The organism is Acinetobacter sp. BZX-2, assembly GCF_055179795.1.
Genome location: NZ_CM143686.1, coordinates 2,234,898 through 2,259,302 on the forward strand (window position 1 = coordinate 2,234,898; position 24,405 = coordinate 2,259,302).

Genomic DNA, 24,405 nt, shown 5'->3' on the forward strand with positions numbered 1-24,405 from the left:
CAATTCATAATTTGTATCACAGATAAATAGCGATAAAAATCAAAATTTAAAAGTTAATGCTGCATGATAAGTCAGATCTGTATGAATTTTAGCGCATTAAAATCCATACATTGTGAATAAATAGATTAACTCAAATAATATTGATGACGCTTTTGAGAGAATTTCTCTAACTGTTTTAAGAAACCCTCAAAGTAGCTTTTCTCTTTTTCTTCAATACGATAGCCTGCATATAATGTACGGCGTAAACCATTTGCAGATACACAATCCAAACGACGTGAAGTCACCCAGCCCTTTTGCTCGTATTCATTCACCACCCAATCGGGTAATGCGGCTATGCCTCGTCCACTTGCCACCAATTGAATCAACATCTGAGTTAAATCGGTCGTTCGGATTTGTTTAGGTTGAATATTTGCAGGAATAAATAACTTCGACATGATGTCCAAACGATGCTTATCTACTGGATAAGTAATCAACGTTTCTTCTGCCAACTCTTGCACAGTAATACGTTCAGCACGAACCAATGGATGCGTATTTGAAAGCACCAAACGTGATTCATATTCAAAAATTGGAAAATATTCAATTCCTTTTAAAGCAATCGGATCTGCTGTAATCAATAAATCAAATTCAGCATTTTGCAAAAGCTCGTGCGGATTCGACTCAAAACCTGAAGCAAAATCTAAGTCTACATCAGGATATTGTGAACGATATTGATTTAGTAAAGGCATTAACCAATCAAAGCAGCTATGACATTCTGAAGAAAAAATAATCCGCCCAGTCTGCCCATGCACAATTCGCGTAATGTCTGATTGTGCGATTTGGATTTGTGGAAGCACGTCATCGGCAAGTTTAAGCAAACGCTGTCCCACATTTGAAAATGACACTGGACGTGTACGGCGGTTTACAACCTCTACCCCATACCAATGATCTAACTCTTTCAATTGATGAGAAATTGCAGAAGGTGTTAAACACAGATCACCCGCAGCAGCGACCAGTGAACCATGCTCACGTAAAGCAGTTAAAGTTTTTAAATGACGAATTTCTAACATGAGTAAAGACCAGCAAAACAACGTTTTGTTCTTAAACCAAGCTTTCAAAGCTGCTGAATGTTTAAAGAACAATAAATACAAGCTTTGCTTGAACACAAAATGAGAAGCGCTACTTCAAATAAAGTTCAAGCAAAACATAATGGATAATCATTCAAACAATAAGCTCGCAAAAATTGAATGCGCATTACATTCATCTCTTCGTGTCTAAAACAATGAAAAGACAAATGAAATCACTTAAAAATGAATATAATTCACTATAACATGAATTTAATGAGTTTGTGTAATGATGAATTTTATTTAATGATTATATCAATAAATGAATTTAAATAATTTAACATCTGCACAGGGATTCAAATGTCGATTAAAACTCATATTCTTGGCTACCCTCGTATTGGTGCAAAACGTGAACTCAAGTTTGCAGAAGAAAGTTATTGGAACGGTGAAATTACACAAACTGAATTTTTAGCAAAGGCCCAAGCTGTTGAAGCTGCAAACTGGCAAGCACAAGTCGATGCAGGTCTATCGTTCATTACTGTAGGTGACTTTGTATTTTACGACAGTATTTTAACCCATGCTGTTCGTTTAGGTGTGATTCCGACACGGTTTGCCGAAGCCGCTCAACTCAACCATGTTGATCAACAATTTTACCTAGCACGCGGTCGTGCACCAGAATGTGCAGATGTTGCTGCACTTGAAATGACCAAATGGTTTGACACCAATTATCACTATCTTGTACCTGAATTAAATTCAACTCAAAAGTTTAAAGCTGATTTCTCTGACTTATTTGCACAAATTGACCGCGCAAACGCTTTCAAGCAACCGATTAAAGTTGTTGTTCCAGGTCTTGTCAGCTTCTTATACCTTTCTCGAATTGTCGACACAAATAGCACAGTGAATACAGCAACTGAAAAACATGCATGTGAATGTGCTACCGATCATGCGGAAATTGCTGCTGATCAAGCCACTTTAAAATTCATTGATGCCCTTATTCCAATCTACACAGCTTTATTTAATGAGCTAAAAGCACGTGGTGTGGAATATGTACAAGTCGATGAACCTGCATTGGTTCTCGATCTTGCCCCAGCATGGCAAGCCGCTTTTGAACGTGTTTATAATCTCTTACAACGTAAAGATGACTTAAAACTAATCATTGCCACTTATTTTGAAACGTTAGGAGCAAATTTAAACCTTGCCGTTAATCTGCCTGTCGCAGGTTTACACATTGATATCACAAGAGAAAAGCAAGGTGAATTCTTTTGGAAAAAAGTCATTGACCAACTGCCTACACATAAAATTTTATCTTTAGGTTTAATCAATGGTCGTAGTGTTTGGGCAAGTGATTTGGTTTATTTAAATCTGATTATCCAAACGGCTAAAAAATCTTTAGGTGATCGCTTATGGCTCTCTACAGGTTGCTCATTATTACATGTACCTGTAGATTTACGCTCTGAAACGATTCCTGCAGAAGTGAATGGTAAACTTGCCTTTGCCCGCCAAAAACTCAATGAATTGGCGGTATTAGCTTCTGGAAATATTTATCCAAATGAAAAATTATCTAAAGCAGCAGACAAGGCTTTTAATTTAGTCGGACAAGAACGTGCAGAAACATTTGAAGATCGCTTCAAAGTACAACAACAAAAATTCAACTTGCCATTGATACCGACCACAACCATTGGTTCATTTCCACAAACTGCGGAAATACGTGCAGCACGCTCAGCTTGGAACAATGGCGACTTAACCAACGATGCCTATGAAATCGCAATGAAGAAGGAAATTGCCTATGCAATTGAACAACAAGAACAATTAGGCTTAGATGTGTTGGTTCATGGTGAAGCTGAACGTACCGACATGGTGGAATACTTCGCGGGCTTACTGGATGGTTTTTGGCTATCTAGATTTGGATGGGTACAATCCTATGGGAGTCGTTGCGTACGCCCACCAATCATTGTAAGCGATATTACTCGTTCCAAAGCCATGACTGTGAAATGGATTAAATATGCCAATAGCTTATCTGACAAGATTGTTAAAGGCATGTTGACTGGCCCAGTCACCATTTTAAATTGGTCTTTCCCACCTGCACACCGTACACGTCGTGAAGTGTGTTTACAGCTCGCAGAAGCAATCCGTCAGGAAGTTTCAGATCTGCAAAATGCAGGGATTGAAATTATTCAAATTGATGAAGCTGCTTTCCGTGAAGGTTTACCCCTGCGCAAAGCGGAACAAGCTGAATATTGGGATTGGGCAGTTAAATCCTTCAAACACTGTTCAAGCAGTGCCAATATCGACACACAGATTCATACACACATGTGTTATTCAGACTTTAAAGACTGCTTGCCACAAATTACAGCGATGGATGCGGATGTCATTACCATTGAAACCTCACGTTCAGGTCTACAACTGTTAGAAGTATTTCATGAGCAAGGCTATCCAAATGCCATTGGCCCGGGTGTCTACGACATTCACAGTCCACGTAGCCCAACTGTAGACAATATGCGTACAGTCATTGATGGTGCATTAAAAACCATCCCTGCTGAGCGTCTTTGGGTCAATCCAGACTGTGGTCTAAAAACCCGTAACTGGGCTGAAACTAAAACAGCATTAGCTACTTTGGTAAAAATGGCCAAACAAGTTCGTGCAGAGCTTGAAGTCGCTTAACTTTGTAAATGGATTCTGAAAAATGCGTTATTAGAAAAACGATATCAATGACTTTAGAATAATAAATCCTAGAATAATAAAAATAACATCTTAGATAAATCAGCAGCCTCCATTTATGGAGGCATTTTTTTAATCTTTTAAAATTTGCTCACCTTTCAAATCAAAACCAATTCATCTACAAATAGAACAATAATTTAAGTAACCTGAGTTCGGGATAAGATATATTCCAACTATATGATACGCGAGAACGTCAGTCGCATTGTCTGAGGCATGAGGAATATATTCCGCAAGATCTGCAATATACTGTTTTTGCAATCTATTTGGTACTTGATAGTATCTGTCGAGTTGGCGACTGACAAATGGTTTTGCCCTTGCGTGGCAGTGCCACTCATCCCGAAAGCCTTGCGAGGTAGTACCTCTCAGGTCGAACCTGAACAAGATTGAAATATATTTCAAGCGAAGTGCAAGACGAAGTGGGTTAATTCTTACATTTGACTTTAAACGGTAAGACTCCGCTGTGCCTGATCTATCTTTTCAATAACTTACATCAGAATTTATCCCGAATTGGCGTTAAATAAATAAAAAACTCTAACCGCAAAAAATCTAGCAATGAATAACATGTTATTTCACTCTATCTTATTGATGAATGATAGATTTAACGATTTTAAAAATTCGGTTACATTTCAATATTGTTTATCTTTTAAGCTCAACATATTCTAAATAGGCAGGACTTAGCTCGTACTTTACAGGAGTAGAACAATGACAAGTGAAGCTATTCGTGATCCAAAAAAAGACATCTTACTTACACCTCAAAACGCTGCATTTATTTGTATCGATTATCAACCCGTCCAAGTCAACTCAATTGCCTCGATGGATCGTCAACTATTAATCAATAATATTGTAGGTTCAGCCAAAGCTGCTGTTGTCTATGGACTCCCTATTGTTCATTCAACTGTAAATGTAAAAACAGGGCTAAATAAACCGCCTATCCCTCAACTGCGCAAGGTATTACAAGATTACCCAACCTATGACCGCACCACGATTAACTCTTGGGAAGATGTAGAGTTCCAAGCCGCAGTAAAAGCAACAGGTCGTAAAAAACTGATTATGACTGCGCTTTGGACAGAAGCTTGTCTCACCTTTCCAGCTTTAGATGCCATCAATGAAGGTTTTGAAGTGTATGTGATTGCCGATGCTGTGGGCGGCACTTCTGTTGCAGCACATGAAGCCGCTCTTCGACGTATTGAACAAGCAGGTGGTAAATTAATCAGCGTAGTACAACTGTTTTGTGAATTACAGCGTGATTGGAAGCGTGCTGAGACTGTTCCGCAATTTATGAATTTGTTTATTGAAACAGGTGGTACGGCAGGGATTCAGTTCTCTTATGATAAATCAGAATAGATTTGCTTAACTATTTAAGAATATTAAGAATGATCATAAAATCAGGATGATAATACGTTTTATCTATCCTGATTTTTCATTTATGGATAATATTTTTAAAAATTATGAATAGTTTTTAAAAATTTAGAATCTAAATTTATTGCTTATTGAACAATACTCATAACATCATCATTTTTGATTGTGGCTTGTTTTACAGCAGGCTGTTCTAATGTCAATAATTTATAACTTTCAATATTGTCATTTTGATCAAAAAAGATTTCATAAGACATTTTCTTACCATTAAAAACGGTTTCCGTTGGCGTACCAATAATTTCCCATAAACCCACGGTAGCAACATCGGCCGCACCATGCCAAAAAGCACGACCGACTTTGCTTGCAGTAGAATAACCTTGTACAAAGGTATAAATCTCGTATCTCTTACCCTCTTTCATTTCAGAGATTACAGGCGCACCAAACTCTGCAACGACTAAACTTCTTGGTATTCCTGCATTTAACATTGTTGTATTCTTTTTTGAAGGTTGTTTACTTGCCATCACGACAGAACAACCCGAATTCATCAACATAGTAACTGCTACACCAGCAACAACTAATTTTTTAAACATTCTTTTTAAAATCCATGATCTACTATAAATATCGGCTTAAATATAAATGATTTAATCCATTTTTCAAGAGAATTAATCAGGCAATTTATGACCACAATGTGGGCAGAAACAGTACTTATTTTTTTCATGCTCAAGCGCTTCTTCTTTACGCTCTCGGATCAACTGCAAAATAATATCCCGTGTTTGCTCTGTGGAAAGCCCGATTTGCTTACGGATACTTTCAATTTTATCGACATCTTCAATTAAGTCTATTTCACTATTACTTAACAACTCTCTAAATCTGATCTCTAATTCTTGCTTTCTTTGTTCCAGTTCATTGGCTAATCCTGTTGCTAAAATACCTGCGGGTAAAGCAGCTAAGCCTACACCTAGAATAGTAATCAACGCACCTAAAAAACGTCCTAACGGTGTAATAGGAGTAACATCGCCATAACCCACCGTTGTTAAAGTGACCACAGCCCACCACATCGATGCAGGAATAGAACTAAATACAGTGGGCTGAGCACTACTTTCTACAACATAAATCCCTGCTGCGGCCATCACAATCATGATTAATAGAATAAAAATAACAGCCTGAAAAGATCCTTTTTCACGTTCTATTACCCGTAAAAGAATCTGTAAGGAGACAAAATAACGGGTTAATTTTAATAAACGAAGTAACCGTAAAACACGTAAGAAGCGTAAATCGATATGTACAAATAAATTGATATAAGCTGGTAAAATCGCCAATAAATCAATAATCGCTGCTCCGCTGGTAATATAATGCCAACGCTGTTTTGTCTCAGATTCTAGAGGGTTTTTCTCAACCACACTCCAAAATCTGAGCACATATTCTGCTGTAAAAATAATGATCGACAGGTTTTCAAAAATATTAAAGTAAACGTGATAAGCCTTATAAATTTCATTCACAGATTCAAGTAAAACTGCAATCACATTTCCACTAATCAGCACGATGAGAAAATAATTAATACATCGACTAAATAGTGTTTCATAATCATCATTATGCAAGTTGTTATATACAAAATGCCGTAACTTGTACCATGCCGTAATTCGCATCATTGCACTTTTTATTGGAATTAAAAGTGCATAGTAATACGCTAAGCCCTGTAAAGACAATCTTGTAAAGCTAAACAATTTGCTGCAAAACGGACTTCAAATCGTGCATCCCGAACATAGACTAATAAATTAAATTTTATAAATAGATAAAAATTTATTATATTAGTCACATATTTTTCAGCATCGCTGACTTTACAGTTTACGCACTTGTACACAGTACAACTCTCAAATATGGATCATTGATGTCTTCGCAACAAAACAGCCAGCTTAAACACGGCTTGAGCAATCGTCATATTCAATTGATTGCTTTAGGCGGTTCAATTGGCACAGGGCTTTTCTTAGGAATTTCTCAAACCATCAAACTTGCAGGGCCTTCCGTTATTTTAGGCTATGCAATTGCTGGCCTCATTGCATTTTTTATGATGCGCCAACTCGGTGAAATGGTGGTTGAAGAACCTGTCAGTGGTTCATTCAGTTATTTTGCATACAAATACTGGAGTCCATTTGCTGGTTTTATGTCAGGCTGGAATTACTGGGTGCTCAATGTCTTGGTTTGTATGGCTGAGCTGAGTGCAATTGGTCTTTATGTTCAATATTGGTGGCCCGAAATCCCAACTTGGGTGTCTGCACTCGCCTTCTTTATCTTGATCAATGTGATTAACCTTTTGCATGTTAAAGTTTTTGGTGAAATGGAGTTTTTATTTTCCATCATTAAAATTTTAGCCATTATCGCCATGATTGGTTTTGGTTCATGGTTACTGGCCAGTGGACATGCAGGTGAAACTGCTTCTATTTCAAACCTCTGGGCTTTGGGTGGATTCTTTCCGAATGGTCTGACGGGTTTAGTCATGGCAATGGCGATCATTATGTTCTCCTTTGGCGGGATTGAATTGGTGGGTATTGCAGCAGCAGAAACTCAAAACCCAACACAAACCATTCCCAAAGCTGTCAATCAGATTGTTTATCGTGTGTTATTGTTTTATGTATTAACCATCGTGGTTTTGCTGTCACTTTTTCCATGGAATCAAATTGCTGAAGGCGGTAGTCCTTTTGTGCTGATTTTTGATTCACTCGGTAGCCAAGGCGTTGCAACTGCACTTAATTTTGTTGTGCTTACTGCTGCAATTTCTGTTTATAACGGAACAAGTTATGGTACCAGTCGTATGTTGCTTGGATTGGCACAGCAAGGAAATGCACCACAATTTTTAAGCAAAATTAATAAACGTGGTATTCCTTATACAGCCATTTTGACTTCCGCTTTAGTGACTGCAATCTGTGTAGTGCTCAACTATATTTTCCCAGAGAGTGCTTTTAAGCTATTGATGAGTCTGGTGATTTCAGCAATTGTGATTAATTGGACAGTACTTTCACTGACCCATCTTAAATTTAAACGTAAAATGAATGCTTTAAATAAAGTTTCACTTTTCCCTGCGATTGCATATCCATTGGGTAATTATATTTGTGTCATTTTCATGTTGTGTATTTTGGCAATTATGTGGATGACACCTGATATGCGGATTGCTGTTATTTTAATTCCAATCTGGATTGGCTGTTTAAGTCTTGCATATTGGTTCAAAGTACGAAAAGTCTGAGGTCATGGACAGCATCTTTAATGGCACCCTTCCGCTAAAGATGCTGTCCATAGAATCAAAGCCAGTCTCCCAAATGTCTTTGATTCAATAAGATTATTTTAGCGTTTCATACAATGAAATGTTTCCCGAATTTGGTCTTGTTTTAAATACTTTCCGGAATGAAATTTCATGTTTCAGCTCATTTACGGAAAAAAATTCTGAGGTATAGCGTATGAATGACAGCCATTACAATTTAGACAAGATAGATCGCAAAATTTTATCTGCGCTTAGACAAGATGGTCGGCTTACTGTAGCTCAGCTTTCAGAAATGGTGGGTTTGTCTTCTTCACCCTGTTGGACTCGGGTTAAACGTCTTGAATCACTCAATGTTATTGAGGGCTATACCGCAACGATCAATGCTAAAGCAATTGGTATCAATGAATTGTTCTTTATTGAAATTACTTTAGAACGCCATGATGATGAAATTTTAGAGCAATTTAGTGAAGCACTCGGACAAATGCCTGAAGTTGTGGAAGCGCATTTAGTGACTGGCGATTACGATTATCTGGTTAAAGTTGCTGTAAAAAATGCTGAACACTATGAGCGCTTTTTACGTAAAAACTTATACTCGATGAAAGGCATTCGCCATACACGCTCGATTTTTGCTTTACGACCATTAAAATTAGAAAATAAATCAGATTTGATGATGATCGAATAAATAAAGCGTTCTTCTTTGTTTATTTACTCGATCTATTCAAATTGCTGTCTGCTTAGAATTGATATTGCAATGATAATGTTGCATTACGTGGTGCGCCATAATTCATACGGTTAGCACCAATACCCTCATAATATTCTTTGTCGAATAGGTTATCGATATTGAGCTGTACTTTGATATTTGGATCCACTTGATAGGCCAACATCGCACTGGCCAATACAACATCACCCTGTTCAATTTCCGTTGCTCCCGTCCCACTGGTAACTTTACTGCGATAATTTAAACCAACTCCTGCATTCCATTGATTTTGCATATATTTTACAAATAGATTTGCCATCGTTCGTGCATTATCAGTATTTACCTTAGTACCTTTGGCATCTTTAGCCTCAAAATTTGCTATACCAAAATTCACAGCCCATTGTTCGCTGATTTCGCCATCTACCTCAAATTCAAAACCTTTACTGACCACACCATCTACAGCACGATAAGCTTGCTCTGTTTTTGAATTTTCAACAAACTGACCATCAATCTTTTCTGCAACATTACTCTGCTCAATTCTAAATACAGATAATGCCGTATTTAAACGACCATCAAAAAATTCGCTTTTAACTCCTGTTTCATAATTTTTACCTAAAATAGGATCTAGATAATCACCTGTTGGCGTCCGATTATTTTGTGGTTTAAAAATATCGGTATAACTTGCATATACAGAATGTTGAGGCAACACATCATAAATAAAACCGATATAAGGTGTGAGTTCATCTTTAAACTCACGGCTTCCCGTCCCAGTTTCAATTTCATATTCCCAATTTGATAAACGCGCACCTGCAACCATTTTCAAACGATCTAATAGGTTAAATTTACCTGCTACATAAGCGCCTGATTGCGTGGTTTGATAAGGTAATAAACGATTTGTTGAGCTAATTGAACCCACAACTGAAGTATTTAAGTGATCAAAATCTAAAGTGTAGTTATCAATTATAGGATTCCCATAATAAGACTTTAACAACTCATTCCGATTCCAAGAACCACCAACAACGATTTCTTGCTCACGGTTTGCGATTGAAAATGGCATGTTTATATAGACATCAACATTATTTTCTTCTGTCGTCGCACGACTAGAATATGTTGAAGCTTTTATATTGCCCAAACCCGTTGTCTTATCTACCTTTCCACCAAAATAAAGTAATGCTGTATCTTTATCATCTCTACGGTATGAGTAGGCAACATTTAAATTCACATCATTGAATAGGTTTTGTTTCAGCGAGGCAAATACAGCCCGTGTATCAATATTCCAATAGGTCCAATCTGAAGTCACACTTAAATCACGGTCAAAATGGGTCTTTGTCCCATCTGTATAAAATGCGGGCATTCCACCCCAGCGGATACCGTTCCGTTCTAATTCTTGATATGTTGCTGCAAGTGAAAGGCTGGTACGATCTGTAACATCGTAATCTAAAGCGACATAAGCGACATTTCGTGATTTTTCATAATGATCCATAAAAGAGTCTTCATCTGAGTGTTTTACAAAAACTCGCCCTCTTAATGAACCATCCTCATTTAAACCTGATGAAAGATCGACTGAACTAGAATAATTGTCCCAAGAACCGCCAGAAGCTTGCAATGTTCCAGTCAGTTCTTTTGAATCCGCATGTTTACGGATCATATTTAGGCCCATGGCAGGATTCCCCGCGCCTGTCATTAATCCATTTGCACCTTTAACCACTTCCACACGATCAAAAATACTTAAATCTAAATCACCTTCTCCCAAACTCATGGTACTCGGCAATCCATCAATTAAATAATAATCAACCGAAAAACCACGTGCATAATTGTTTTGACGTTCGTCGGTACGTGATGCAGTAACACCTGTAATGTTATTCATTAAAGATTGAAAAGATGTAATGTTACGATCATCCAAATATTCTTTGGTATAGACTTTGACATTCTGTGGTGTTTCTCTTAACGCAAGATCAAGTTTGGTTGCTGTTTTTGCTTTATGATGTGTATAACTATTTGAGCTTTCGCTACTGCTGCTTTCTTGAGTCGCTTGCAAAGTAATGGTCTGTAATTGCTGTGTTTTATTTTCTTGTTCAGTCGAAATACTCCGATCTTCCTGCGCATCTATCGCAAAGACATTGAATGAAACTGATGTGAATGAAGATAGTATTGCGATTTTAATTGAGAGCGCCAAAGTCTTTTTAGCGTAATGTGAATAAAACATGAACAATTCCAGTCTAAAAATTTAAAGATAAAATACGGAATACATACTTAAATCCTGTACATTGCACATTACTTAGACATGGATCCAAAGATTTTGGACACACGCCACACTCCCCCGAGAACCAATAGATTAGGATAAATAATATGTTTTCTGTTTTGTGTTGTCGCAAAATAGTATAATTTTAATAATAATGCAAACCATTATCATTTATATTTAAATATAAACATGATGTTTCTACAATTTCCATGCTGTTTATTGGTTTACTTTTATGTTTTAATACGCACAGTATGAGATGAGCCTCTTACAGTATATGCCTCGATGCATATACGACTAGCCCCTAACCATGGGGCTTTTTATTGTCCAAATTTTCAATAGCATACCTTTCAAAGCATTTATTATTAAAACAAAAAAAGCGTTTACATAAGTTCACTATACCTGCTTATTTTGTACACTATTATTTAACAATAAATCGAAGTAAAAAAGGAATAACTATGAAGAAATTCTTTAAATATCTGCTCATCATCATTGCCATTCTATTTGTCATCGGATTGCTGTTTTTATTCCGCCCGATCGCCTCCAGTTCAGTAAGCACCAAAGCCGATGAACCTGTGGTAGATGTCGTGCTTGTCGGTGGCGGTATCATGAGTGCAACTTTAGGCACTTATTTGAGTGAATTGGAACCCTCATGGCAAGTACGCATGTATGAGCGTTTGGATCAAGTCGGTCAAGAAAGTTCAAAAGGCTTGAACAATGCAGGTACAGGACATTCAGGTTTTATGGAAATGAACTATACCCCTGAAAAAGACGGTAAAATTGATATCAAAAAAGCGATTGATACCGCTTCTCAGTTTGAAGTGAGTAAGCAATTTTGGTCTTATCAGGTTAAAAACGGTGTGCTCGGTCAACCGACTAGCTTCATTAATCCTGTTCCGCACATTGCATTTGTTTGGGGTGATAGCGTCAATTATATGAAAAAGCGTTATGAAGCGATGATTCAAAGTCCAATATTTGAAGGGTTAAAATATACTGATAATCCTGCTGAAATTAAACAATGGGCACCACTCGTGATGCAAGGTCGTGATGCAAATCAAAAAGTTGCTGCAACTCGTATGGATGTCGGTTCAGATGTAAATTATGGTTCTATTACCACGCAATTGGTCGATCATTTGAAAAAGCAGCCTAATTTCAAACTTGAGACATCAACTGAAGTGACTGGTATCAGTCCAAATGCAGATAAAACGTGGACAGTTTCATTTAAAAATCTTAAAACCAATGCAGAAAGTCATATCAAAACCCGTCATGTATTTATTGGTGCAGGCGGTGCTGCGATCAGATTATTGCAAATGACAGGTTTAGAAGAAACCAAACAATATGCGGGTTTCCCGATTGGTGGTATTTTCCTCATGACCGATAATCCAGCTGTCACAGCGCAGCATACTGCTAAAGTGTATGGTAAACCTGAATTAGGTGCTCCTCCAATGTCTGTACCGCACATTGATACGCGTTATATCGATGGCAAAAAATATGTGTTGTTTGGGCCATTTGCAACTTATTCAAACAAGTTCCTTAAACATGGTTCTCAGTTTGATTTGATTGATGCGACCAATAAAAATAATGTGATTCCAATGGCGACGATTGGTGCTGAAAATTTAGATTTGGTGGAATATTTGGTCAGCCAAGTGGCGATGTCAAAACAAGATCAGTTTAATGAGCTTAAAAAATATTATCCTGAGGCTAAAATTGAAGATTGGAAATTGAATCAAGGTGGTCAACGTGTTCAAATCATCAAAAAAGCACCGGGTAAAGAAGCGACTTTACAGTTTGGTACTGAAATTTTTGCTTCTAAAGATGGTTCTGTGACTGCATTGCTTGGTGCTTCTCCGGGTGCTTCTACTTCTCCTTATATTATGTTGAGTTTAATGGAGAAGGCTTTCCCTGAACAAGTGAAAGGTAAGTGGAATCCGAAGTTACATGAAATCGTTCAATCTTATGGGCAAGATTTGGGAACCAACCCTGCTCTGCTTGATCAAGTGCGTACTTATACCAGTGCGACTTTGGGTTTAAATTATACGCCTACTCGTAAAGCTGCAAATGATGCAACGGCAACAGCTCCTGCTGTAGCGAATGCGAATTAATCAGAATCTTGTGAGATAAAAAGATGAGTTATTGTGCTCATCTTTTTTATGATTTAGATTTCATTTAGACAATTTTTCATAGTTCTTTGCATAAAACTCCCTACATAATCATCAAATAAAAATGCTTTTTCCATTAATATAATCAAGAATATTATTTATTTTATCTACACTATTCATTATATATCCCCTATATAACTATCACCAAATAATTGAAAAATACCAGCAAAAAGCAATAAAACTACTTTTAAAACTGCCTGAAACTAAAATCCACTTATACCATAAGTGTGTATTTTATAATCATATATGTTAAGTTATTCTAAATTATATAGAGAGTATAAAAATGACCAAGCCTAATTTCTTACATGAATTACCCATTGAACAATTACATCAAATGTCTCAAGAGGATATTGATCAAACGATAAAAGCTGAACAACTTTATTGGCAACATAGACCTAAAACACTTTATTACCTCGCTGTAAATGGTGCTAAAACTAAAAATGGTGGCTTGGTTAAAGCAAGTACAACAGCATGTTTTATTGGGGGACTTGCTGTCGCTCGTGTAGGTGACGATGTGATCTATGCCGATGGAACAACATCTAAAATTGTTTCAGGTTCTGGTAAAGCTTGTCTGCTTGAAGGTATTTCTGTCGCACTTGTAGGAAGCCATGTAGAAAATGGCGATGAGATTGTAGATAGTCCTAATCATGCTGTAGCGATGAGTGTTTTTAAAGGTGATACACCACCTGATGGTTTTCTAGTTTTGCGTGGGGTTCACAGCAATGGCTAAAGGTTTTGCTATTCATAATGCGCCCACAACGCATGGCGGAAGAATTCCATCTACGCAGCAAAGAAGTTCTCAGATGGGGAATCTTTTTGTTCGGGCTGGCGATGGGCATTATTGCCCTCAATGTCAATGTTGGTCTACAGTCATTAAAAGCCATGATCACATCATTTTTGATGGTAAAGCTGTTGCTTATGCAGATGACTTATTGACTTGTGGAGCAAGGATTCTACCGCAACAAAGTCATGTTGTCGGTGATAGTCAGGGTACTTATTACAATCGGAGTTCTGCATTATCATCTAATTTGCAAACACTGAACCTGCAAGAAAATTTAACTGATAGTGCTGTTGACCCAAATAGTAAAAATAAAACCTATAAAATTTATACAATTACTAAATATTTAACAGCTAAAAAAATGGATGAGCTTAATGCGAAAAAATTAGGTGACGCACACTCACTTTCTGAAAATAAATTTTATATTTACAGACGAAATAAAGGGCTATCTGTTGTTTCAGAAGAAACCTTAAAACGTATAAATAAAGAAATAACTGTAAATAATAAATATTTAGAACAAGGTTTTGCGGTAATGAATGAGTTGTCACTTAAATATTATCCCAATTTCCAAGACAATGTGTACTTAGAATTCTGTGATAAGTTATTTTGTAATTCTTTGGAAAATATAAAAGACATCAAAACAGCAAAAAATGTTATTGATGAAATTAAAAATATTTATGGCGTAAATGTTGCTAATTCAGTACCTGAAACATATGCTCTTTATCATATTTATGAAGCTTTAGTTCCTAAAACAAATAAAGGGTATGGATATGATAAAATTCAACATTTTACTTATAATGTACATTCTCAATTCCATAAAGGATATATACCAACTAAAATAGCTCAGTGGACTGGAGAAGTTGTAGATATTGTAAAAGGAAAAGGGAGTAAAGAAATTCGTATAGATTCAGGCAATGATATGGATGCAAATAATGCGGGATTGGCATATGGAGCAAAGTTAGCGAAAAAATACAATGAAGGTATCCCTTATAGAGACAAAAAATGAAAAGTAAGATACAAGTTAGTTTGAGTTATACCATCATTGTAATTTTAACTCTTTATTGCATAGGTCATGAACATAGTTTGTATGAAGTATATACCGATTTAATGCTTTCTACTATTAGTGTAAGCAAGGCTTTTGATTCATTAGTTTTGTTATCTATTTTTTCGGTTTTTATACTTTTTTTGATTACTATTTTAATTATTTTTTTAATAAGAAAAGAGTCATTTAATTGGTTTCTAGGAGGAACCTTTCTAGTTCATCTTTATATTTATGGAAAAATTATTTTAGATCATCACCGATTGAAAATAAATCCAAATGATGGATTTACCTATCAACTGATATTTGAAAAATATGGTCAATTAATTGACATCATTTTGTTCATTCCATTATTAAGTACATTGATTTCTATAGTTATTGTATTAGCTTTTATCAGTCAAAAAGTGAAACTATGAATCATAATTATTTTAAGAGATATAGCCAGTGATACATTTGAAGAAGAAACAGAATTTATAAGATGGAAACTTATATAAATATTGAGGATTTATGGTTTTCTTTATCATTTTTATTTGTCGATAATGACATTGACTATGAAAAGATAGCAAGTGAAATATCACTATTTAGTATTGATATAATTGAATTTAATTTATTTTACAATGTTGCTCCTGCATGTGCCAATAATATAGAACAAACTATCCCTATTATTTGGTTTAGTTTTGATAGAAAAGAATTAATAGCTGATATAAAAAAACATGGCATCATGAGTAAAAATCAAATTACATTAAAAAGAAAACTCTCAGCGACATTATATAAATACAAATATAGGAATGATTGGAACGCACTAAGAAGCTATTTGAAATAGAATTTTCTCTACAGGCTCAAAAAATGAAAAATAAGATACAAGTTAGTTTGAGTTATGCCATCATTGTAATTTTAACTTTTTATTGCATAGGCCATCAACATAGTTTGTATAAGGTATATACAGATTTAATGCTTTCTAACATTAGTGTAAGCAAGGCTTTTAATTCGTTAGTTTTGTTATCTATTTTTTCAGTTTTTATACTTTTTATGATTACTATTTTAATTATTCTTTTAATAGGAAAAAAGTCCTTTAATTGGCTTTTAGGAGTACCAATCATATTTTTTTCGCTATCAAATGCTCATGCCAAAAATTTGTCTAACTGTATTAAGTCAAATAAAAACAAGATCTGTATTAGTGAAGCTGAAAATAGTTATGGAGAATCTGTATATCATTTATATGTAAATAATAGGAAATATCCTGAAATTTCTTATTATGACAATGCAACCATTCACAAAGTTGATTCCAAAAGATTCAAAATATTTTCCAGTTTTTCATCACAAGGAAATACAGGTATCACGACTACCCTTTCTTTAAAGAATGGAAAACCATTTATTGAGCGAATAAATACAGTTGTTAAACTCAATGAATCACCAGCAGGTGCAATAGAAAAGTGCCAAGTGAAGTTAAATAGTTATTTTTTGAAAAATATTAATCTCTATGTGGATGAATTAATTTTCGACCTTGAAAAAAGTGAAAGGCAGAAAAAATGCGCTAAAACAGTTAACACAACTACCCAAAAGCTGCTGTAGCGAAAGCGAATTGGCTATAAACTTGTAAAAAAAGATGAGCTAGTACAGCTAAGTGCTCATCTTTTTAGTCTTTTAGAATATGACCACTATTCTATGTCATAAACCCAATTTCTAGCTTGCTGATCTGTCGTAGTTTCACAAACATAGTAATCATGATCCCAAGCGTCTTGGTTAAAAATTTCCTTTTTAAAATAAGTCACTTGTTTTCTATTTTCAACACAAACAAAGCTGTCGCCTTGATCTTTGACTTGTGTTCCGTTAAGGAAGCCACCTATACAGAGGAATCGGGATTGTTTGGGCATTTAATAAACTTAATAATACATATCAAAAGCATATACTATAATTATTAAACTTAAGATTAAATAAGTCATTATAATAAAATCATCACATAACACCATGATCTCAAAATTAGTGAGCAAAAATGAATCAAGCCATTGAAAGTGAAATTAATTTTAACACCTTTTCATTTTATAAAAATCAGATAAAAAATGCCTTGGATATTTATAATGATAGAACATCTAACTTATTTTTGTTAAGAGACCCAATTTATAGTTTCTTCAGTGGACAGGAACTAGCTACAGAATGTTTTAACAAATATAAACCGACTGTCTTATCAGAGGGGCACCTTTACGAATTTTTAACACATAAAGATTTTAATAATTTTATTAGAAAAAATTATGAATCTTTCCATATATGGTTACGAGCTTGTTACTATTATTGGACAGCTCATGATCCTATGTGTAAACTAGGATCTTTAATTTTTCCATTAATCCAACATTTTATTAAGCCTTCTCAAACTATTACCTACCTTTTTCAATTACACACCTTACAATCTATAATTCATTATTTAATTGAGTACAAAGATCCTCTTTTAGATAAAGCTCATCAAATTCTTATTGAATATTTTCCTTCGGAAGAGGAATATGAAAATAAATTACAATGGGAACTTCCAATTTTACTTACACAAGATCTTATTTTATCCCGAAAACCAAATACTAAAGAAAACAATGACATACGCACAAAAAACATTCAGAGTATCAAAACTATATATGACGAAGGATCCGAAAATCTCACCAATGAAGGAAAAATTCAAATTTTACTCAAATTATTCTTCCATGAGCAATATTACGAGCACTCTTATCAGGCGATAATCAAAATTCTAACTGAAGAGGATATAATTAATACTATTAAATCAGGAAATACAGAATTTATTAAAAATATTTTCGCAACAGTTTTTGAAAAAGGAGATTATTCTAAATGTGTAACATTATTAAATTTAATTAATCAAAATGAAAATCAAGCCTCTTTTAGGAGTCAGCATGGAATCTTAATTCCAAATTATCAAAAATTTTCTTTATTGACAAACAACGAACAACTTAATTATTTTTCCCTAAATCAATACCCTAAGTACCAAAAACTCATCGGTATAGAAAATCGAGCTTTAACCTTATCTACAGTTTTAAAAGACGGCCCTTTAAATGTACTTTATGAAAATGTAGGAAAACCATATGGTTTTCCTAATAACGAATTTGATTTCTCTGAGTTTCTAGATTCAACTATTGATTGTTACTCTCTTAATTCAGATATTTACGATCAGCTCAACTACTTAACAATAGTGCCTTCTCATAGTCATCCACTTCAAGCTTCTCTCAACCATCTCGGCAAGTTAGCACCCATCATAAATTATTCTTTAAAAGAAATGAAGGAATTCCATCACAGCAAGAAATTTGCATTTTTGTTAAGTGAGAACGATTTAATGCCAGATTATGAAAAAAACTTCATTAAAGCTTATTTTAATGAAGATATACTCATCATTGAAAATCCTTCAGAATCTGAAATAAAAGAAATTCTTAATGACATTACCTTTACACACATATATATATCTGCACATGGAAACTATGAACACTCATCAAGACAAATAGATAGCTTAGAATTCAACCGAGGAAATATAATACCTGTCTCGGTTTTTGATAATCTTGATAATTTCAGTGAATACCAGCGCACTATTATTCTGAATGCATGTTCAGGGGCACATCAAGGAATTAATTTAAACTTTTTCCATAAAGGCATTGCATCAAATTTGTTAAAAAATCAATTCGTAGTTTTTTCAAACTTATGGCCAATTTCTTCCCAATATGCAGTAATTCTAGGAATTCTTTTAATATTTAATTTACACAACAATGATGATTTACGAGAAGTTTATCATAGTACTTTAAATACTTTAAAATTAGATAACTCAGTTATTTCTGAAACTTTAAAAATTTTACATCCTGCTTTTGAAAGTATTGTAAAAAAGATATCTGATAAAGATAAATCATTCGTAAAATTAAATGATTTTAGAAACTTAGGCGCATTTTGTCTATATAACTAAAAAATAAGGGCTGATTACTCAGCCCTTATTTTTACCTCAATTAATTTATTTTTCAATAAATTAGCTTAATTGAGCAGCAGCAATTTTCTTAGTATCAATGTCTTTAGCAGCATCTGTATACTCGCCCATCTTGTCGAAGTTCAAGTATTGGTAAATGTCAGCAGACATGCTGTCGATTTGAGCAGCATATTGCTGATATTCTTCAGGAGAAGGTAATTTACCCAATACCGCTGCTACAGAAGCAAGTTCAGCAGAAGCTAAGTAAACATTTGCACCTTGACCTAAACGGTTCGGGAAGTTACGAGTAGACGTCGATACACAAGTAGTGTTCGGTGCTACACGTGCTTGGTTACCCATACATAATGAACAACCTGGCATTTCAGTACGCGCACCAGCTTTACCATAAATGTTATAGAAACCTTCTTCCATCAATTGGTGCTCGTCCATACGTGTTGGTGGAGCCAACCATAAACGAGTAGACAATGAACCACCTGGTACTTTATCTAGTAACTTACCAGCAGCACGGAAGTGACCAATATTCGTCATACATGAACCAACGAATACTTCATCAATCTTAACGCCTTGAACGTCAGAAAGAAGTTTAGCGTCATCTGGATCGTTCGGGCAGCAAAGAACAGGTTCTTTGATGTCTGCAAGATCGATTTCATACACTTTCGTGTATTCAGCATCAGCATCAGCTTTAAGAAGTGATGGATTCGCTAACCATTTTTCCATGTTCTCAACACGGCGCGCCATAGTACGAGCATCGCCATAACCTTGAGAGATCATCCACTTCAACATAGTGATGTTAGAGTTCAAGTATTCAGCAACTTTCGCTTCAGAAAGTGTGATTGAACAACCAGCAGCAGAACGCTCAGCAGAAGCATCAGAAAGTTCGAATGCTTGCTCTACAGTTAAGTCAGTTTCCATTTCTGTTAAGTCGATTTCTAAAATACGACCAGAGAAGATGTTTTTCTTACCTTTCTTCTCTACAGTTAAGTCACCTGCTTTGATTGCATAGTAAGGAATTGCATGTACAAGGTCACGTAAAGTGATACCAGGTTGCATTTTACCTTTGAACTTCACAAGAACAGATTCAGGCATATCTAACGGCATAACACCAGTCGCAGCAGCAAATGCTACAAGACCTGAACCCGCAGGGAAAGAAATACCGATTGGGAAACGTGTATGTGAGTCACCACCAGTACCAACTGTATCTGGAAGAAGCATACGGTTTAACCAAGAATGGATAATACCGTCACCTGGACGTAAAGAAACACCACCACGGTTCATGATGAAATCAGGAAGCGTGTGTTGCATTTGAACGTCAACTGGTTTTGGATACGCAGCAGTGTGACAGAAAGATTGCATAACAAGGTCAGCAGAGAAACCTAAGCAAGCCAAGTCTTTCAATTCGTCACGTGTCATTGGACCAGTGGTATCTTGCGAACCAACAGTCGTCATCTTAGGTTCACAGTAAGTGCCTGGACGAACACCTTGACCTTCAGGAAGACCACAAGCGCGACCTACCATTTTTTGAGCTTGAGTAAAGCCTTTACCTGTGTTTTCAGGTTGAACTGGAACACGGAATAAATTAGATGGTGCAAGACCTAAAGCTTCACGCGCTTTAGTGGTCAAACCACGACCAACGATCAAGTTGATACGACCACCAGCACGAACTTCATCAAGAAGAACTGGAGTTTTCAATTCAGATTCAGCGATTTGCTCGCCTGCTTTGAACGCAGTCACTTTAGCAGCAGCGTGATCAATCTTAAGAACGATTTCGTCGCCCATGTTCATGTTCGCAACGTCGATTTCTACAGGTAACGCACCTGCATCTTCCATTGTATTGAAGAAAATCGGCGCGATTTTAGAACCTAAGCAGTAACCACCGTCTTTTTTGTTCGGGATGTGCGCAATGTCATCACCAAAGAACCAAAGCACAGAGTTCGTTGCAGATTTACGAGATGAACCTGTACCAACAACGTCACCTACGTAAGCAACTTGGTTGCCTTTCGCGATCAATTCTTTGATTTGGTTCAATGGACCAACTTCACCAGGAACTTCTGGGTTGATACCATCACGTACGTTTTTCAACATTGCATTTGCATGTAATGGAATATCTGGACGGCTCCATGCGTCTTGTGCAGGTGACAAGTCGTCAGTGTTGGTTTCGCCAGTCACTTTGAAAACTGTAAGTTTAATTTCTTCAGGAACATCTTTGCGGCTAGTGAACCATTCAGCATCAGCCCAAGATTGCATCACTGCTTGTGCATTGGCATTACCTGCTTTTGCTTTTTCAGCAACGTCATGGAACGCATCAAATACAAGAAGTGTTTTCTTCAATGCTTCTGCAGCTAGACCAGCAAGCGCAGCATCATCAAGTAATTCAACTAAAGGTGCTACGTTATAACCACCAAGCATAGTACCTAGTAAGTAAACCGCACGTTCTTTAGAAACCAATGGAGAAGTTGCTTCGCCTTTAGCGACAGCTGTTAAGAAAGCAGCTTTAACGTAAGCAGCTTGGTCAACACCAGCAGGAACACGATTTTCAAGCAAATCAACTAAAAACGCCTCTTCGCCTGCTGGTGGATTTTTTAATAATTCAACCAGTTCAGCAGTCTGAGCATCATCAAGTGGCTTCGGTGGGACTCCGAGTGCGGCACGTTCTGCAACGTGTTGGCGGTAAGCTTCTAGCACGGTGTTATTCCTCTTTTTAAAAAAATTACCTGTGAATTCCAGCTTGTCAAAAGCTTCACGGGCAATATGGACTGTCAAATTTTACTAAAAATCAAGTCAAAAGTTAATGCATACTTCGTGTTTATTCGTGATGACCATTATTTTGTAAATAAATATCTGTCACTCATGTTCAACACTTATTCCAGATTTAATGTCATCATATTTTATAATCTAACACCAAATCAGCTTTACTTTTAACGACATTTTGTAGGCATAAAAATGGCAACCTAAATGTTGCCATGCTTTTATCTATGAGAATATTCAACCTTAGTGGACTGTTGTGGTATTCATATAGTTCTGAAAATCATTACGGCATCCTTCAAACTTCATTTGCACTTCATCTTCATGCATCATGGCATGTTCTGCACAAGCAAAGGAAATTTTAACTTGGTACAGCTTTGCTTGCTCATCGATTGCTTGTTGAAAAAAGACCTGATCACCTAAGCTTAAGACATAGTGGCTTCCACTGATGACCACAACACCCTGTTCATCTTCTAAGAGCAAGTCCGCATTATGTAAATATGCTACTACTTCCATTTTACCGCTCCTTTGCTACTTTTTATTTTCTATTTCTATATTTTATATATGCTTTTCACTTTTTATGCTAATCATTTTTTGTGACTAAAGATATGTGATTTTTCATGATCTATAATATAAAAAACCGTTCATTAGAACGGTTTGTAATCGGGCATTTTTTTCGGGTCATGGGGTGTATTTAGACACTGTTCGAAAGCTTGTTGTTTAAATTTGCTTTGTACCGCATCTTTATCTGCTTTGAGCTCAGCATCAGGCATTGCATAGATTTTTTCTAGATATTTCGTCACAAACTGCTTGGTCATAGGGTCTGTAACTTTATTGGCATAATCAACAGCTTCTTTATGGGTAATACCATTCTGACGATCAAGTGTAATTGAACGCGCAGCATTACCAATACTGGTGCAATAACCCTTCCAAATTTCTTCAGGAGTTGCAGGTTTTTTCTCAGCACAACCTGCCATGAGTAACACTGTGCTAATTGCACCTAAAATTACGAACTTCTGCATTAAAAAATCTCCAAATCAGCCCTATCATACTTAATTTCTAGCGAATTTGAAGATTTTCTTACTCATCATCACAGCTTTAACTGATGGTGAATTTAATTTTTACATTAAAAAACAACTACTTAATACAATATCAACATAATATGTTCCCAACTATATGATACACGGAAACGTCAGTCGCATTGTTCGAGGCAGGACTACATCTGCAATATACTGTTTTTGCAATATATTAGATACTTGAAAATATTTGTCGAGTTGGCGACTGACAAATGGTTTTGCCTACTTTTCCCGTAAGAAAAGTAGGTCGAACCGAAGGTTAATCCTTACATCTGACTTTCAACGGTAAGACTCCGCTGTGCCTGATCTATCTTTTCAATAACGTACATCAGAATTTATCCCGAACTGACGTTACTTATTAAAATTCTAAATCACAATACTCACAATTCAGCAAAGGCTCGAACAATCTCTAAAACACCACGCCAGCTTTAAACACCACGCCAGTCAACACGTGCATTGCGTTCTGTTGTATATACTCTTTTGACGTACTGCCCCAATGGCAGATCTAATAAGTATTGCGTATATGCGGAGACTTCACTCGAAGTGGTTTCAGAGTACTCTCTTTCCCATGGTGTTGTAGGTAATTCTAATAATGGTGACAACATTGAACACACGGCAATATCTGCAAGTCCTAAACGATCACCGACTAAATATCGGCATTCATTTTCAATCAGTTTTTGATTTAGATCGACAATAATTTGATCCATAATCAGTTTTGATTCTTCAACTTTTTCTTTATTGAGTTGATAACTTTTCGACACTAAGGTTTTTAAAATCGGCTTTGAAAATTTCTCAAATTGGCGTAAATAGCCTTTTTCACCAATCATAATATCTAAAGATTCATCACTTTCAGCCAAAGCATGGGCAAGTCCCCAACGGCGTACATGTAATCCTAATTCATTGGCAATATGGTTGATTTTTAAAGCTTGTTCACGTAATACCGTATCTGAACGAAGTAAACGATGTTCGGGATAAATATCATCAAGATACAACGCAATTTGTGTTGAATCTGCAATGTATTGTTCGCCATCTTTAAGAATAGGGAGTTTATTTTGCCCTGTTTTTAATTGAGCAAATGCACGATGTACACCAGGAATTAAATTCTGCGCAACATAATCCAACTCTTTATGATCCAACAACCAACGTGCTTTTTCACAGAAGTGTGATAGCGGAAATTGGTACAACGTGCGCATGTAGTCTCCAAATTATTTTTTTAATCAGAACGTTAGAAAATTCCTAGTAATTCCGTGTACTTTAGACATTCATTGCTTAAATTACAATGTCCTTTTTATCCATTTACCGTGTCACTTGTTCAAAGATTTTATGCATTTTATATATCAGTTTATT

General features: G+C 35.9%; 19 protein-coding genes and 1 pseudogene. 11 read left to right on the top strand and 9 right to left on the bottom strand.

Annotated features, from left to right (window positions below; all coding sequences use genetic code 11):
- Window positions 1–125: 125 nt before the first annotated feature.
- A complete protein-coding gene (locus ACY45D_RS10580) occupies window positions 126–1,046 on the bottom strand; it encodes a LysR family transcriptional regulator (protein ID WP_089605612.1) in 921 nt (306 codons plus the stop codon).
- Window positions 1,047–1,400: 354 nt separating this feature from the next.
- Here ACY45D_RS10580 and metE point away from each other — a divergent pair, with 354 nt between their 5' ends.
- Together metE and ACY45D_RS10590 are read left to right on the top strand one after the other, a co-directional pair.
- Window positions 1,401–3,701, top strand: a complete 2,301-nt coding sequence (gene metE / locus ACY45D_RS10585) for a 5-methyltetrahydropteroyltriglutamate--homocysteine S-methyltransferase (RefSeq protein ID WP_463106715.1) — start codon at window positions 1,401–1,403, stop codon at window positions 3,699–3,701.
- A 759-nt stretch (window positions 3,702–4,460) separates the two neighbouring features.
- Window positions 4,461–5,102: a hydrolase gene (locus tag ACY45D_RS10590; protein WP_463106716.1), complete on the top strand. Its 642-nt coding sequence runs from the start codon at window positions 4,461–4,463 to the stop codon at window positions 5,100–5,102.
- Window positions 5,103–5,245: 143 nt separating this feature from the next.
- Here ACY45D_RS10590 and ACY45D_RS10595 read toward each other — a convergent pair whose 3' ends face one another.
- Together ACY45D_RS10595 and ACY45D_RS10600 are read right to left on the bottom strand one after the other, a co-directional pair.
- Window positions 5,246–5,704: a hypothetical protein gene (locus ACY45D_RS10595; protein ID WP_463106717.1), complete on the bottom strand. Its 459-nt coding sequence runs from the start codon at window positions 5,702–5,704 to the stop codon at window positions 5,246–5,248.
- A gap of 72 nt (window positions 5,705–5,776) precedes the next feature.
- The gene (locus ACY45D_RS10600; RefSeq protein ID WP_463106718.1) at window positions 5,777–6,760 is read right to left on the bottom strand and encodes an ion transporter; all 984 of its coding nucleotides are present in this window, start codon (window positions 6,758–6,760) and stop codon (window positions 5,777–5,779) included.
- Between the two features lie 242 nt (window positions 6,761–7,002).
- Between ACY45D_RS10600 and ACY45D_RS10605 the strand changes: the two genes are divergently transcribed.
- Both ACY45D_RS10605 and ACY45D_RS10610 read left to right on the top strand, forming a co-directional pair.
- A complete protein-coding gene (locus ACY45D_RS10605; protein WP_463106719.1) occupies window positions 7,003–8,352 on the top strand; it encodes an amino acid permease in 1,350 nt (449 codons plus the stop codon).
- 211 nt (window positions 8,353–8,563) lie between these two features.
- A complete protein-coding gene (locus ACY45D_RS10610; RefSeq protein ID WP_120384285.1) occupies window positions 8,564–9,049 on the top strand; it encodes an Lrp/AsnC family transcriptional regulator in 486 nt (161 codons plus the stop codon).
- Window positions 9,050–9,101: 52 nt separating this feature from the next.
- On the opposite strand, the gene ACY45D_RS10615 is transcribed toward ACY45D_RS10610, so the two are convergent.
- The gene (locus ACY45D_RS10615; RefSeq protein ID WP_463106720.1) at window positions 9,102–11,270 is read right to left on the bottom strand and encodes a TonB-dependent siderophore receptor; all 2,169 of its coding nucleotides are present in this window, start codon (window positions 11,268–11,270) and stop codon (window positions 9,102–9,104) included.
- Between the two features lie 491 nt (window positions 11,271–11,761).
- Here ACY45D_RS10615 and mqo point away from each other — a divergent pair, with 491 nt between their 5' ends.
- The 6 genes and pseudogenes from mqo (at window position 11,762) to ACY45D_RS10645 (ending at window position 16,851) form a co-directional block, all read left to right on the top strand.
- Window positions 11,762–13,405: a malate dehydrogenase (quinone) gene (gene mqo / locus ACY45D_RS10620; RefSeq protein WP_463106721.1), complete on the top strand. Its 1,644-nt coding sequence runs from the start codon at window positions 11,762–11,764 to the stop codon at window positions 13,403–13,405.
- A 340-nt stretch (window positions 13,406–13,745) separates the two neighbouring features.
- Window positions 13,746–14,192 carry a PAAR domain-containing protein gene (locus tag ACY45D_RS10625; protein WP_463106722.1) on the top strand — a complete coding sequence of 149 codons (447 nt, stop codon included), beginning with the start codon at window positions 13,746–13,748 and terminating at the stop codon, window positions 14,190–14,192.
- Window positions 14,185–14,472: pseudogene (locus ACY45D_RS10630) on the top strand (PAAR domain-containing protein); the annotation flags it as partial. The gene ACY45D_RS10625 and the pseudogene ACY45D_RS10630, both read left to right, overlap by 8 nt.
- A 770-nt stretch (window positions 14,473–15,242) precedes the next feature.
- Entirely contained in the window at window positions 15,243–15,695 is a 453-nt protein-coding gene (locus ACY45D_RS10635; RefSeq protein WP_463106723.1) for a hypothetical protein, read from the top strand.
- Between the two features lie 62 nt (window positions 15,696–15,757).
- Complete coding sequence (locus ACY45D_RS10640) at window positions 15,758–16,102, top strand: DUF7079 family protein (protein WP_463106724.1); 345 nt, start codon at window positions 15,758–15,760, stop codon at window positions 16,100–16,102.
- A gap of 23 nt (window positions 16,103–16,125) precedes the next feature.
- Window positions 16,126–16,851, top strand: coding sequence for a hypothetical protein (locus tag ACY45D_RS10645; RefSeq protein WP_463106725.1), 726 nt, complete (start codon window positions 16,126–16,128; stop codon window positions 16,849–16,851).
- Window positions 16,852–16,937: 86 nt separating this feature from the next.
- On the opposite strand, the gene ACY45D_RS10650 is transcribed toward ACY45D_RS10645, so the two are convergent.
- Window positions 16,938–17,153: a hypothetical protein gene (locus ACY45D_RS10650; RefSeq protein WP_463106726.1), complete on the bottom strand. Its 216-nt coding sequence runs from the start codon at window positions 17,151–17,153 to the stop codon at window positions 16,938–16,940.
- A gap of 119 nt (window positions 17,154–17,272) precedes the next feature.
- Here ACY45D_RS10650 and ACY45D_RS10655 point away from each other — a divergent pair, with 119 nt between their 5' ends.
- Complete coding sequence (locus ACY45D_RS10655; RefSeq protein ID WP_463106727.1) at window positions 17,273–19,222, top strand: hypothetical protein; 1,950 nt, start codon at window positions 17,273–17,275, stop codon at window positions 19,220–19,222.
- 60 nt (window positions 19,223–19,282) lie between these two features.
- Here the strand turns inward: ACY45D_RS10655 and ACY45D_RS10660 are convergent, their stop codons facing one another.
- The 4 genes from ACY45D_RS10660 to ACY45D_RS10675 form a co-directional block, all read right to left on the bottom strand.
- On the bottom strand, window positions 19,283–21,922 hold the full coding sequence (locus tag ACY45D_RS10660; RefSeq protein ID WP_463106728.1) for a bifunctional aconitate hydratase 2/2-methylisocitrate dehydratase: 2,640 nt from the start codon (window positions 21,920–21,922) through the stop codon (window positions 19,283–19,285).
- Between the two features lie 306 nt (window positions 21,923–22,228).
- Window positions 22,229–22,498, bottom strand: a complete 270-nt coding sequence (locus tag ACY45D_RS10665; protein WP_296278135.1) for a hypothetical protein — start codon at window positions 22,496–22,498, stop codon at window positions 22,229–22,231.
- Window positions 22,499–22,629: 131 nt separating this feature from the next.
- On the bottom strand, window positions 22,630–23,004 hold the full coding sequence (locus tag ACY45D_RS10670) for a hypothetical protein (RefSeq protein WP_463106729.1): 375 nt from the start codon (window positions 23,002–23,004) through the stop codon (window positions 22,630–22,632).
- Window positions 23,005–23,486: 482 nt separating this feature from the next.
- Entirely contained in the window at window positions 23,487–24,251 is a 765-nt protein-coding gene (locus ACY45D_RS10675) for a glutathione S-transferase family protein (protein ID WP_463106730.1), read from the bottom strand.
- Between the last annotated feature and the right edge of the window lie 154 nt (window positions 24,252–24,405).

Excerpts from the sequence above, each read along its gene's own strand:
- ACY45D_RS10590 (WP_463106716.1), top strand. The coding sequence starts at position 4,461 with ATGACAAGTGAAGCTATTCGTGATCCAAAAAAAGACATCTTACTTACA.
- metE (WP_463106715.1), top strand. The coding sequence starts at position 1,401 with ATGTCGATTAAAACTCATATTCTTGGCTACCCTCGTATTGGTGCAAAA.
- ACY45D_RS10600 (WP_463106718.1), bottom strand. The coding sequence starts at position 6,760 with ATGCGAATTACGGCATGGTACAAGTTACGGCATTTTGTATATAACAAC.
- ACY45D_RS10665 (WP_296278135.1), bottom strand. The coding sequence starts at position 22,498 with ATGGAAGTAGTAGCATATTTACATAATGCGGACTTGCTCTTAGAAGAT.
- ACY45D_RS10640 (WP_463106724.1), top strand. The coding sequence starts at position 15,758 with ATGGAAACTTATATAAATATTGAGGATTTATGGTTTTCTTTATCATTT.
- ACY45D_RS10650 (WP_463106726.1), bottom strand. The coding sequence starts at position 17,153 with ATGCCCAAACAATCCCGATTCCTCTGTATAGGTGGCTTCCTTAACGGA.
- ACY45D_RS10655 (WP_463106727.1), top strand. The coding sequence starts at position 17,273 with ATGAATCAAGCCATTGAAAGTGAAATTAATTTTAACACCTTTTCATTT.
- ACY45D_RS10615 (WP_463106720.1), bottom strand. The coding sequence starts at position 11,270 with ATGTTTTATTCACATTACGCTAAAAAGACTTTGGCGCTCTCAATTAAA.
- ACY45D_RS10635 (WP_463106723.1), top strand. The coding sequence starts at position 15,243 with ATGAAAAGTAAGATACAAGTTAGTTTGAGTTATACCATCATTGTAATT.
- ACY45D_RS10675 (WP_463106730.1), bottom strand. The coding sequence starts at position 24,251 with ATGCGCACGTTGTACCAATTTCCGCTATCACACTTCTGTGAAAAAGCA.
- ACY45D_RS10610 (WP_120384285.1), top strand. The coding sequence starts at position 8,564 with ATGAATGACAGCCATTACAATTTAGACAAGATAGATCGCAAAATTTTA.
- ACY45D_RS10670 (WP_463106729.1), bottom strand. The coding sequence starts at position 23,004 with ATGCAGAAGTTCGTAATTTTAGGTGCAATTAGCACAGTGTTACTCATG.
- ACY45D_RS10605 (WP_463106719.1), top strand. The coding sequence starts at position 7,003 with ATGTCTTCGCAACAAAACAGCCAGCTTAAACACGGCTTGAGCAATCGT.
- ACY45D_RS10625 (WP_463106722.1), top strand. The coding sequence starts at position 13,746 with ATGACCAAGCCTAATTTCTTACATGAATTACCCATTGAACAATTACAT.
- ACY45D_RS10580 (WP_089605612.1), bottom strand. The coding sequence starts at position 1,046 with ATGTTAGAAATTCGTCATTTAAAAACTTTAACTGCTTTACGTGAGCAT.
- ACY45D_RS10645 (WP_463106725.1), top strand. The coding sequence starts at position 16,126 with ATGAAAAATAAGATACAAGTTAGTTTGAGTTATGCCATCATTGTAATT.
- ACY45D_RS10595 (WP_463106717.1), bottom strand. The coding sequence starts at position 5,704 with ATGTTTAAAAAATTAGTTGTTGCTGGTGTAGCAGTTACTATGTTGATG.
- mqo (WP_463106721.1), top strand. The coding sequence starts at position 11,762 with ATGAAGAAATTCTTTAAATATCTGCTCATCATCATTGCCATTCTATTT.